The sequence below is a fragment of the Shewanella marina JCM 15074 genome (assembly GCF_000614975.1).
GTDB lineage: Bacteria > Pseudomonadota > Gammaproteobacteria > Enterobacterales > Shewanellaceae > Shewanella > Shewanella marina.
On record NZ_BALM01000048.1, the window covers coordinates 1 to 11,149 of the forward strand.

Consider the following 11,149-nt stretch of genomic DNA (forward strand, 5'->3'; position numbering starts at 1 on the left):
GTTCTCTGAGTACACTGTACTACCAGAAATTTCTTTAGCTAAAGTAAGCAAAGAAGCACCTTTAGAAGAAGTTTGTCTATTAGGTTGTGGTGTTACCACGGGTATGGGCGCAGTACTTAACACTGCTAAAGTTCAAAAAGGCGACACAGTTGCTGTATTTGGTCTAGGTGGTATTGGTCTATCAGCCATTATTGGTGCGAAAATGGCTGGTGCAAGCCGCATTATCGGTATCGATATCAATGAAAGCAAATATGAACTAGCAACTAAATTAGGTGCAACAGATTGCATCAACCCAACTAAGTTCGACAAGCCAATTCAAGAAGTGATTGTTGAAATGACTGACGGTGGTGTTGACTTCTCATTCGAGTGTATCGGTAACGTTAACGTAATGCGTAGCGCACTTGAAAGCTGCCATAAAGGTTGGGGCGAATCCGTGATTATTGGTGTTGCAGGTGCAGGCCAAGAAATTTCAACTCGTCCATTCCAATTAGTAACGGGTCGTATTTGGCGTGGTAGCGCATTCGGTGGCGTTCGTGGCCGCACTGAACTACCAGGCTTAGTTGACCGTTACATGGCAGGTGAATTTAAGTTAGATGACTTTATTACTCATACTATGAGCCTAGAAAACATCAACGAAGCATTCGACCTAATGCATGAAGGTAAGAGTATCCGTACCGTAATTCATTACGACATGAAGTAATTACTTTTACGCTAATAAAGGTCCATTTATTGGGCCTTTATTCATAATCTTAATGATTAAGAGACTCAAATGAACTTAACTAATATCAGTGCTAACAAAGCGTTTGGTGGTTGGCACAAACAATATACACATAGATCAACTAGTGTGAATTGCGATATGCGTTTTGCCATTTTTATTCCGCCTCAAGCAGTTTATTCGCCTGTTCCAGTGCTCTATTGGCTTTCAGGCCAACACTGTACTGATGAAAACTTTATGCAAAAGTCTGGCGCAATGAAAATAGCAGCAGAGCTCGGTATTGCAATAGTCACAGCAGATACGAGCCCTCGCGGTGATGATGTACCTAATATCGAAGATGAAAACTGTGGCCTAGGGGCAAGCTTTTATGTCAATGCGACACAAGCACCTTGGTGCCGTCACTACCATATGTATGATTATGTCGCTCATGAATTACCCAAGCTGATTGAAACCTATTTCCCCGTTTCAAATAAACGCAGTATCAGTGGCCATTTAATGGGCGGATTGGGTGCATTTGTTATCGCACTTAATAATCCACAGCGCTATGCCAGTATTTCGGCCTTTAGTCCGATTGCCAATCCAGCGGAATGTTCGTGGGGCCAAAATGCATTTAGTCATTATTTAGGTGAAGATAGTCAGCAGTGGTTACAATATGATGCTTGCCATCTTATCGGCAATTCTCAGCAAAAAATCCCTGCATTAGTTGATATGGGAACTGATGATTGTGCGATTGCAAAACAATTAAATGCTGACACCTTATTAGCTGCGGCAAAAAAGAATCATTATCCACTGCTTTTAAATAAAAATATTGAACATCAACATGATTACTTTTTTATTACTAGTTTTATTGAAAAACACATTAAGTTTCATGCTGAGCATCTAAACACATAAACGACAAATAGCAAAAAGGCGCTTAACCTAAGTTAAGCGCCTTCTCTAAATATGGCGGAGGAGCAGGGATTTGAACCCTGGAACGGGATAAACCGTTGCCGGTTTTCAAGACCGGTGCATTCGACCACTCTGCCACCCCTCCGACGGCACGCATAATAGCGATCCTGATATCTATTGTAAAGTCTAAATTAAGCTTTAACACTAAGCAGCGTGCTAGCTGCACAATCGCTAGTCACTCTGTTGATTTTAACGTCGATTTACTCTATTTTTTTAGCCTAGTATGCAGTCATATGTGATAAGCTAGCGCCACTATCTAATGACTTTAGTATTTATGAATTCACCTCTATTACCATCTTCTGCGCTAGCACCTAGCGTTCTTCTAGAAAGCTTTGAACAACCCAATCTACCTACCGCCCCCTTGTTATTTGGACAACAACGAGTAGTAGATGCTTTTAAGTTATCCTGCCGTACATTAAATCAACATATGTACTTAGCGGATTTTGATGGAAATAATAAACCTGAATTATTTAAAGCATTAACCGATTTATTACCCTTGCCAACATCTCAGTATTTAGTCAATAAGGCTGGAGATTTCCTGTGGCAAGATGAAGCACTGTCAAATCAAGTGGCACAGAAATCAACGCCATGGGTATGGCTAAACGGTGCCATTAAAAAGCGTGACCTTATTGGCCATGCCTCAATGAAAAATGGTGAACTTAATTATCAAGCCGGTGCACTTGCTTCTGCCCACTATATTTTTATTACCGCAGATGATCTATATAAGCGTGAGCCATTGTGGGAGTTAGTCATCCAAATGCTAACGGATGGCTTTTACCGTGTTCATAGTGAGCTACCTGTCATTCCATTTAATGGCAAAATTATTCTTGTCGGTAATGGTTATGGCTATAGCCAATTAGTTTATCAAGAACCACCATTTACCATTCATTTCTCTATTCTTGCCGAAATGGTCAGTGAAATAGAAAGAACTGAAGAACATGAGACAACTTATATCGCTTGGCTAAATCATTTAGCCAAATTACAGCAAGTAGAGCTTGATCCGAGCGCATTGGCATTTTTAATTAAATACAGCTGTAAATTAACCGAACATCAACAAAGATTGAGCTTATGTCAATTGCCTTTTATGCAATTAATGGCACAAGCAGCCGCATTAACACAGCAAACCGTGGTCAGTGCAGAATCATTACAGCAAAGTTTGATGGCATTCAAAGATCGCCACAATGCATCTGAGCAATTGTCAGCACAAAGCTTTGATGACAAATTCATTATGCTTCAAACCGAAGGCGAAATGATCGGTCAAGTCAATGGCTTAACCGTGATTGATAGTCCTGATTATTGCTACGGTGAACCTGCTCGTATCACAACCTCTGTGCATTATGGTGACGGTGAGGTTGCTGATATTGAGCGTAAGTCAGAACTCGGTGGCAATTTACACGCTAAAGGTATGATGATTTTATCTTCTTGCCTTTATCGTATTTTCGGTAAAGATGCCCCACTCCACCTCAATGCAAACATTGTATTTGAACAATCATATCAAGAAATTGATGGTGATAGTGCTTCTGCGGCAGAGTTCTGTTGCTTAGTTTCCGCTATAGCAGAGTATCCCATTCAACAAAGTCTAGCGATTACAGGAGCACTTGACCAATTTGGCCACGTACAAGCCATTGGCGGCGTTAATGAGAAGATTGTAGGCTTCTTTAACTTATGTGAGCGTCGTGGCTTAACTGGGCAACAAGGAGTGATTATCCCTAAGAGTAATGTGATTCAACTACACTTACCTGAAAAGATTATTACAGCGGTTGAACAACAAAAATTCTCAATCTATGCAATTGAGCATGTTGACCAAGCTGTTGAGTTATTAATGGGATTACCAGCAGGGGTAGCAGATGAAGATAATAACTTTGCAGAAGATACCTTATACGGTCGAGTTCAATTCAGATTAGACCGTTTAGATGAACCATTAACCGATAATGAGCCTACATTATTACAACGAATTTGTAATAAATGCTTATTTTGGAAAAATATTTAGCTGATCGGAGTTGTTAAGCGTACACGTGTTCGCTAATCTGTGCGCAGACAATTTGAAGTTAGGACACACAATGACTAAAGCAAACAGTTTCACTAAAGAACAACTTATTGCCTGTGGGCATGGTGAAGTTTTCGGCCAGAATTCACCTCGATTACCAGTCGACAACATGCTGATGATTGATCGTATTGTAACGATTAACGATCATGGTGGAACACACGGCAAAGGTGAAATTATCGCTGAGCTTGATATTGACCCATCGCTATGGTTTTTTGACTGCCACTTTGTTGGAGATCCAGTGATGCCTGGTTGCCTAGGGCTAGATGCTATGTGGCAATTAGTCGGTTTTTTCCTTTCTTGGGAAGGTGCTGAAGGCAAAGGACGAGCGCTTGGTGTTGGTGAAGTTAAATTTACTGGCCAAGTACTACCGAATGCTAAAAAAGTCACTTATAAGCTTGATATTAAGCGTACCATTCATCGTAAATTAGTCATGGGTATTGCAGATGCAACTCTTGAGGTTGATGGTCGCCAAATCTACAGTGCTACTGATTTGAAAGTGGGCGTCTTTAGCGACACTTCGACCTTCTAATCTAATTAATCTCTAATTACCCTATAAATAATAAAATGCCCTCATTGATTTGAGGGCAATGAACTGACTACTTAAACGGATTACTTGGTAAATAAACCATTTGCTCGACCTTCAACACCTTCTCGCCACCCACCTAACCATTGTGAACGTGAATCAACATGTGAATATGGGCATAATTCTCTAGAACGGCCTCCAGCACCAGCTTGGAATCCCTTGGAAAAAGCTCTGTCTAAACGATCTCGTTTTTGTCTCTTCATGCAAGCGTCCTCTGTCCTTTTTGTTTCCTAGAAGCTTTTGCTTCACACTATTATGAATAGTGGTTTTTTTAGCCAAAATCAACTCGAAAATCGAATTTTTTGTAAAGATCAGTCTAAATGACTGAGTTTCAAAAATAAAAAAATCGAGGCAGATGCCTCGATTTTTATAGAACAATTAGCTGTTATGTTTATTTACGACGACGTAACCAAACTAGCGGTAAAGCAAGTAACCAAGCTAACATAGCACCACCTTGACGTTCATATGGCTTATCAACATCACTATCATCAATAACGGTACAAGCTTCAGCCGCTGCTTCTGTAGCAGGCTTTAATACCACCATACGTGGCACATATGATGTTAATGGTTCACCATAACCATTTAATTCGAAAATTGGCTTACCATTTTCAAGAATAAAATCACCATTAACATCTAATTGATAAACAGGTTTGCGAGCAAATACTGTACCTACAATTGAGCCATCTTCACTAATTTGGTTCGCTTCAACAACTTTGTAGTCAACATCATAAGTAAAGGATTTACCCGTACCATCCGTTACTTCAACTTTATGACGTACCCAGCTACCATCAGCCTGCTTTTCATAACCTTTAGATTCACAGGTCAGTAATTTATTAAGGTTAACAAACTCATCATCAGCCTTATTAAACAGGAAAGCTTCCTTTGGACGAGCAGTATCTAAATCAAATGTAGTATCAATATTACCCACAACTTGACCTAGATTATTGATGTCTTTAGGTACACTACCTAACTCTGACACGCCACCAGTAAAATCACTTGGAGTGATAACACCAGTTTCAGGATTTTTAGTATCAAAATAGAAAAACTTATTGACAGCAACGCCGTTGATATATTTATTATAACTACCGACTAAAATGCCTTCGTCATTAATGTCATACGCTATTGAATAACGAATATCATCGCCCATAGGCACCCAGTGATATTGATACTTACCCGTTGTAACATCTTTAGTCCAATAAGCTGCATCATAAGCAAGCTTATCTTTATCACCGCCGCGATAAGTATGTGAACGTCCGACTACGGTTCCTTCAGGGTTAATCGCAAACGCTTGCGCTGCAAACAAATTATCCGTGTTATCAGGTGTTAAGCCTAATGGCAGAACAATCGGCTCCGCAGCAGTTGTTTGCGACCAAATCATGCCCCTTAGCTGGTAATTTATACCACGGCTACCTGTCGCTGAAGGAAACTGTAATGCTTGAATACAGATAGCGTCAGGAGTGGTGTCATCATCATCTAAACATTCATTAATATTATTAATGCTTTGTTGGTTAAGGCCAAAGCTACCATAACCTGCAACTAAACCATCCACATTAACGTCAGTAGCAACCGACCAACCACCTAACGCAGCCGTTTTATTGGTTTCGGTATTGGTATAATTAAGGAATGTTGGTAATAATGGAATTTGAGAACCATCAGCAAGTTGTAAAAAACCACGCTGTTCAAAATCACGGTAATACCAATTTTCTTGACCTTCAGTCGTACCTGTATATTTCACTGTTTTTTGTTCACCAGTGAAGCTACCCACACGCATATTGGTATCATTAATGCCATAATAATAAGCATCTACATGACTCACAGGGTCTGTGCTGTCTGGTGCTAGTGAGCCACCGATAGCGCTAAAGGTTGGTACCCATTTTTGCGGTGTTGAATTTTGCTCTGCGGTAAAAGCATAGTTGTTGCCATCAATAGGACTATTAATTGAGTAGGTAATCGTTTCACTTGGCGAAATACCGGTATCATTATCAAGATCACTATTTTCATTTTCGACATCACTACTGCTCAGTTTTTTCTTACCTTGTGACATGCCAACAACTTGGCCAGCAGCATTAATGGCTAATGCATAACCATTACGGGTTTGAGTTAGCGTACCTTCGCCATCAAGTTGATAATCGGTTAAATTTTCAATCTCATATACAGGTGCTGCAGCTGCTGTTTGTAGGGCACCGAGTACGCCAAGAGCGGCGAGTGACAAAGATTTTTCTAACGTAAACTTCATTAACTTTATTCCCATAGTTATTTTGCCACTTACTTTAATGATTCAAGCTCTTCCCAGCGTTCAAAGTAAGTTTCTAGTAGCAGTTCTTTATCAGCAAGTAGATTTAACTGCTTGGTCACTTCAGCTGGATCTTGATTATAAAAATCAGCGTCATTAATCGTAACTTGTAACGATTCAATGTCTTGCTCTAATTGCTCCATCTTTGCTGGAAGCTCTTCAAGCTCGCGCTGTAATTTATATGACAATTTTTTTGCAGTTGGTTTCACTTCTGCAGTCACTTTTTTTACAGGCTCTACAACGTCTTCAACTTTAACCGCATCATCTTCGCTGTAGAATTTAGCACCTTGATCAACAGCATCTTGATAACCACCAACATACTCTCCCCAGCGGCCATTACCAGCAAACCACCAACTACTTGTGACTGTATTATCAATAAAGGCACGATCGTGGCTGACAATTAATAATGTACCTTGATAATCAGTAAGCAAAGACTCTAACAATTCTAGGGTCTCAATATCAAGATCGTTGGTTGGCTCATCGAGAATAATTAAGTTAGCTGGACGCAATAATAAACGTGCAAGTAACAAGCGATTTTTCTCACCGCCAGAGAGTGCTTTTACTGGCGTTCGGGCACGAGCTGGTGAAAATAAGAAATCTTGCAGATAGCTTAGGATATGACGATCTTGACCATTAATAGTAATGGTCTTCTTGCCATCACCAACGTTTTCTTCTACCGTTTTCTCTGGATCCAACGCTTCGCGGTATTGGTCAAAATAAGCAACCTCAAGCTTGGTGCCGACTTTGATTTCACCAGAATGAGCTTCTAATTGACCGATAAGTAACTTGATTAACGTTGATTTACCACAACCATTCGGGCCGATTAAGGCAATACGGTCACCGCGCATCACAGAAGAACTAAAGCGATTAACTAATGGTTGATCCTGCCAACCAAAATGTAAGTCTTTAATATCAAATACCAACTTACCTGAACGTTCGGTATCTGCAACAGCCATTTTAGCGCTGCCTTGACGGTTAATACGCTCTTTACGCTCCATTCGTAATGCTTTAAGTGCTCGTACGCGACCTTCATTACGGGTACGACGAGCTTTAATGCCTTGGCGGATCCAAACTTCTTCATCAGCAAGTTTTTTATCAAAATCGGCATTTCTTTCTGCTTCTAAACGCAACCACTCAGCTTTACCATCTAAATATGTCTGATAATTACCAGGCCAAGACGTCACTACACCTCGATCTAAATCGACAATACGAGTAGCCATGCGAGAGATAAAACCACGGTCATGAGAAATAAAGACAATCGCGCCTTTAAAACTTAATAGGAATGTTTCAAGCCATTCAATCGTTTTAATATCTAAATGGTTCGTAGGCTCATCTAAAAGTAATAAATCAGGCTCACTCACTAAAGCACGCGCTAGTGCAACTTTACGCTGCCAGCCACCTGATAGATCTGATAACGGTGTATCAGGATCAAGATTTAAACGTTTACAGTGCTGTTGAATACGATGATCTAACTGCCAACCGTTAAGGTGATCTAACTGTTCTTGCAACCGCTCCATCTGCTTGAGCATTTTTTCCATCTGCTCAGGTGAAGCGCTGCATATATCATGGGATAGTTGATGATATTTCTCTAATGCTTCACCAGCTTCTTTGATACCAGCAGCAATATATGAATATACAGTGCCTTGCTCTGCTTTGGGTGGATCTTGCTGTAGACGACTCACTTTAACATCATTGGTAATGTTAAATTCGCCTTCATCAAGCAAAATATCGCCTGATAACACTTTAAGTAAACTTGATTTACCCGCACCATTTCGGCCCACAATACAAACCCGCTCGCCAGGCTCAATGGTAAAATCTGCTTTTTGTAATAATGGTGTATAACCGTAGGCTAATGAACCATTATTGATACGTACTAAACTCAACGTATGCTCCTAATAAAAGTTAAAACTTGCTCAGCATCAAATGGCCAACCGAGTTGCTTAATTTGCGCTTTACAACTCAATACCGGAATGGTTGTACCATATCGGGCTACTAATACAGCATCATCACAAATATCAACTAGTTCAAATTTAATGCCATTATCAGTTAATATTTGCTGAGCAATTTCACACAGATGACAACCATCTGTGTGATAAAGAATCAATGCCGAGGCATTACTTGTCATGAGTAATTAGCCAAGTATTATGAATATGTGGATTACGCTTATAATCTAATGGCAATGTTTGGTCATCAATATTAACAACCGTCATCTTTAATCCATTCAGATCTTTCATATTAATCTTAAATTTGCGCTTATTATTAGAAAAAATAATTTCACCATTAGGTTTTAATAAATTAGTTAGTTTCTTAAGCAATTTAACATGATCACGTTCAACGTCCCATGAGTCTTCCATGCGTTTCGAGTTAGAGAATGTAGGTGGATCAATAAAGATTAAATCAAACTGTTGCTGACACTGTGCAACCCACTGTAAACAATCAGCTTGTTCAAAATGATACTGTTTACCAACCAAACCATTAAGCATAAAGTTATCTTTAGCCCAATTCAGGTAGGTATTTGACATATCAACAGTTGTCACTGACTTAGCGCCACCCAGTGCAGCATGCACAGAGGCAGAACCTGTATATGAAAATAGGTTCAAGACATCTTTATCTTTAGATTTAGCGCCAACTAACTTACGAGTTAAACGATGATCTAAAAATAATCCAGTATCTAAATAACCTGCTAGATTAAGTCTGAATTTTGCGCCATATTCAGTAGTAATAGGTTCAATTTTATCACTATCAAGCTTCTGATATTGACTGATACCCTTTTGACGCTCTCGGGTTTTTAAAATGATCTTATCTGGGTCAAAACCAATGGCTGCAGGTAATGCTAATAACACGTCAGTTAAACGACGCTTAGTTACCGCTTCAGGTATTGTTGCAGGCGCTGAATATTCTTGAATAACAACATAATCTAGATATACGTCAATCGCCACATTATATTCTGGAATATCAGCATCATAGATACGGTAACTATCAATACCTTCTTTCTTAGCCCATTTCTGTAACTGTTTATAGTTCTTTTTAACTCGGTTAGCAAAAGGCACTGCAATTTCAGTTACATCGACATTACGGTCAACATGTTTAGGGTCAACACGGCGAGTACTGTTTGCATGTAATGTATAAAGGTTAAAGGCACATTCAAGTGAACCGTTATACATTTTCATCTGACGATCAGCTTTTAACTTAAGTGATGATACCAATTCGATATCACTACAAAGCATGGCAACTTTCCAGCCACCAAACTCACGCTTTAACTTATCACCAAATTGGAAATACAACTGTAATAGAGTAGATACGTTACCTAAACGCTCACCATAAGGAGGGTTAGTGACCATAAAGCCTGTTTCAGCTACGGGTTCAACATTTAATGCATCGCTAACTTTAAAGTCGATAAGGTCTAATACACCTGCAGTTTGCGCATTACGTTTCGCAAGTGCCACCATACGAGAATCAATATCAGAAGCATAAAACTTAATATCACAACGAGTACGGCCAATAGACGCTCTTGCTTTGGCTTCTTCAAATACATTTTGCCAAATACTTTCGTTATGACAACGCCAATGTTCAAAACCAAAACGGCTGCGTTTTAAACCCGGAGCCATATCACATGCAATTAATGCAGCTTCAATCACAACAGTACCGCTGCCGCAGAATGGATCCATTAATGTTTGTTGATCTTGTGTCCAGCCACAGCGGAATAACATATTTGCAGCTAAGTTTTCTTTTAACGGTGCTTCACCCGTTAAACCACGGTAACCACGCTGATGTAATGCAGGACCAGAAAAGTTTAGACCAATCGTTAATTGGTTATTTCTATAGTGCGCGTCAATTTTAATGTCTGCATCAGTACGCGATACATCGGGACGGTTATCACCATCATCACGAAAACGGTCAACAACCGCATCTTTAATCTTAAGCGCGCCAAACTGAGTGTTATTAATAAAGCCGCCTAATCCATGGAAATCGATACTAAAAGTCGATTTATTAGAGAAGTGAGTCGGCCAATCTATACAATAAGCTGCATTATAAAGTTGTTCAGGCGTCTCACACTGGCCCTTAAAAATAACCAGTACAATACGGCTAGCTAAACGTGTCCATAAAGTAATGCGATAAGCTTGCTCTAATGGCGCCGAAAAATAAGCCCCAGCAACAGTTTCTTTAACATCAGTAGCACCTAACGCAATAAGCTCTTGAGTTAACGCATATTCGAAGCCTTTCGGCACAGCAGCAAAAAAATTAAACATGGGTATAGAATAAACACTCAGTAAAAATAATGCGTCATTATACCTTGTCCGCGGCAGAAAAGATAAATAGTTAGTTCATCTTAAGTGTAAGTTTTATTCAGCTAACCCATTAATGAGCAACATAAATACAAAATTAACCCAAGCATCATTACAATATGTTGCTAATTTAAGCACTTAACATCTTTATCATGAAAGTTACTTGCAATGTGATACAGCCCTCGCTATAGTTCGCCCCGCTTTGAAGCACTGGGGAAACAAAATAAGAAATTGTATTGTTAACTGACTTCAAATTTAGGACGCGGGATGGAGCAGT

At 39.6% G+C, this 11,149-nt stretch carries 9 protein-coding genes and 1 tRNA gene; 4 read left to right on the forward strand and 6 right to left on the reverse strand.

Annotated features, from left to right (window positions below; translation table 11 throughout):
* Together JCM15074_RS19720 and fghA are read left to right on the forward strand one after the other, a co-directional pair.
* Positions 1-700: zinc-binding dehydrogenase (locus JCM15074_RS19720; protein ID WP_025823629.1), on the forward strand; the 700-nt coding region annotated here is incomplete at its 5' end.
* Between the two features lie 69 nt (positions 701-769).
* Positions 770-1,606: an S-formylglutathione hydrolase gene (gene fghA / locus JCM15074_RS19725; protein WP_025823630.1), complete on the forward strand. Its 837-nt coding sequence runs from the start codon at positions 770-772 to the stop codon at positions 1,604-1,606.
* Positions 1,607-1,658: 52 nt separating this feature from the next.
* On the opposite strand, the gene JCM15074_RS19730 is transcribed toward fghA, so the two are convergent.
* Positions 1,659-1,748, reverse strand: a tRNA-Ser gene (locus JCM15074_RS19730).
* Positions 1,749-1,937: 189 nt separating this feature from the next.
* On the opposite strand from JCM15074_RS19730, the gene JCM15074_RS19735 reads away from it, so the two are divergent.
* Complete coding sequence (locus JCM15074_RS19735; RefSeq protein ID WP_025823632.1) at positions 1,938-3,653, forward strand: S16 family serine protease; 1,716 nt, start codon at positions 1,938-1,940, stop codon at positions 3,651-3,653.
* 70 nt (positions 3,654-3,723) lie between these two features.
* On the forward strand, positions 3,724-4,239 hold the full coding sequence (fabA, locus tag JCM15074_RS19740; RefSeq protein ID WP_025823634.1) for a 3-hydroxyacyl-[acyl-carrier-protein] dehydratase FabA: 516 nt from the start codon (positions 3,724-3,726) through the stop codon (positions 4,237-4,239).
* Positions 4,240-4,319: 80 nt separating this feature from the next.
* Here the strand turns inward: fabA and rmf are convergent, their stop codons facing one another.
* The 5 genes from rmf to rlmKL form a co-directional block, all read right to left on the reverse strand.
* Positions 4,320-4,496, reverse strand: coding sequence for a ribosome modulation factor (gene rmf, locus JCM15074_RS19745; protein ID WP_025823636.1), 177 nt, complete (start codon positions 4,494-4,496; stop codon positions 4,320-4,322).
* 188 nt (positions 4,497-4,684) lie between these two features.
* Entirely contained in the window at positions 4,685-6,529 is a 1,845-nt protein-coding gene (locus JCM15074_RS19750) for a DUF3466 family protein (RefSeq protein ID WP_025823638.1), read from the reverse strand.
* Positions 6,530-6,558: 29 nt separating this feature from the next.
* Positions 6,559-8,469, reverse strand: a complete 1,911-nt coding sequence (locus JCM15074_RS19755; RefSeq protein WP_025823640.1) for an ABC transporter ATP-binding protein — start codon at positions 8,467-8,469, stop codon at positions 6,559-6,561.
* Positions 8,466-8,711 carry a glutaredoxin family protein gene (locus tag JCM15074_RS19760; RefSeq protein ID WP_025823642.1) on the reverse strand — a complete coding sequence of 82 codons (246 nt, stop codon included), beginning with the start codon at positions 8,709-8,711 and terminating at the stop codon, positions 8,466-8,468. Before JCM15074_RS19760 ends, JCM15074_RS19755 begins: the two co-directional genes overlap by 4 nt.
* On the reverse strand, positions 8,701-10,836 hold the full coding sequence (rlmKL, locus tag JCM15074_RS19765) for a bifunctional 23S rRNA (guanine(2069)-N(7))-methyltransferase RlmK/23S rRNA (guanine(2445)-N(2))-methyltransferase RlmL (protein WP_025823644.1): 2,136 nt from the start codon (positions 10,834-10,836) through the stop codon (positions 8,701-8,703). The genes JCM15074_RS19760 and rlmKL overlap by 11 nt, the downstream gene beginning before the upstream one ends.
* Positions 10,837-11,149 lie beyond the last annotated feature (313 nt).

Coding starts and splice junctions, on each gene's coding strand:
- fghA (WP_025823630.1), top strand. CDS start 770: ATGAACTTAACTAATATCAGTGCTAACAAAGCGTTTGGTGGTTGGCAC.
- JCM15074_RS19735 (WP_025823632.1), top strand. CDS start 1,938: ATGAATTCACCTCTATTACCATCTTCTGCGCTAGCACCTAGCGTTCTT.
- fabA (WP_025823634.1), top strand. CDS start 3,724: ATGACTAAAGCAAACAGTTTCACTAAAGAACAACTTATTGCCTGTGGG.
- rmf (WP_025823636.1), bottom strand. CDS start 4,496: ATGAAGAGACAAAAACGAGATCGTTTAGACAGAGCTTTTTCCAAGGGA.
- JCM15074_RS19750 (WP_025823638.1), bottom strand. CDS start 6,529: ATGAAGTTTACGTTAGAAAAATCTTTGTCACTCGCCGCTCTTGGCGTA.
- JCM15074_RS19760 (WP_025823642.1), bottom strand. CDS start 8,711: ATGACAAGTAATGCCTCGGCATTGATTCTTTATCACACAGATGGTTGT.
- rlmKL (WP_025823644.1), bottom strand. CDS start 10,836: ATGTTTAATTTTTTTGCTGCTGTGCCGAAAGGCTTCGAATATGCGTTA.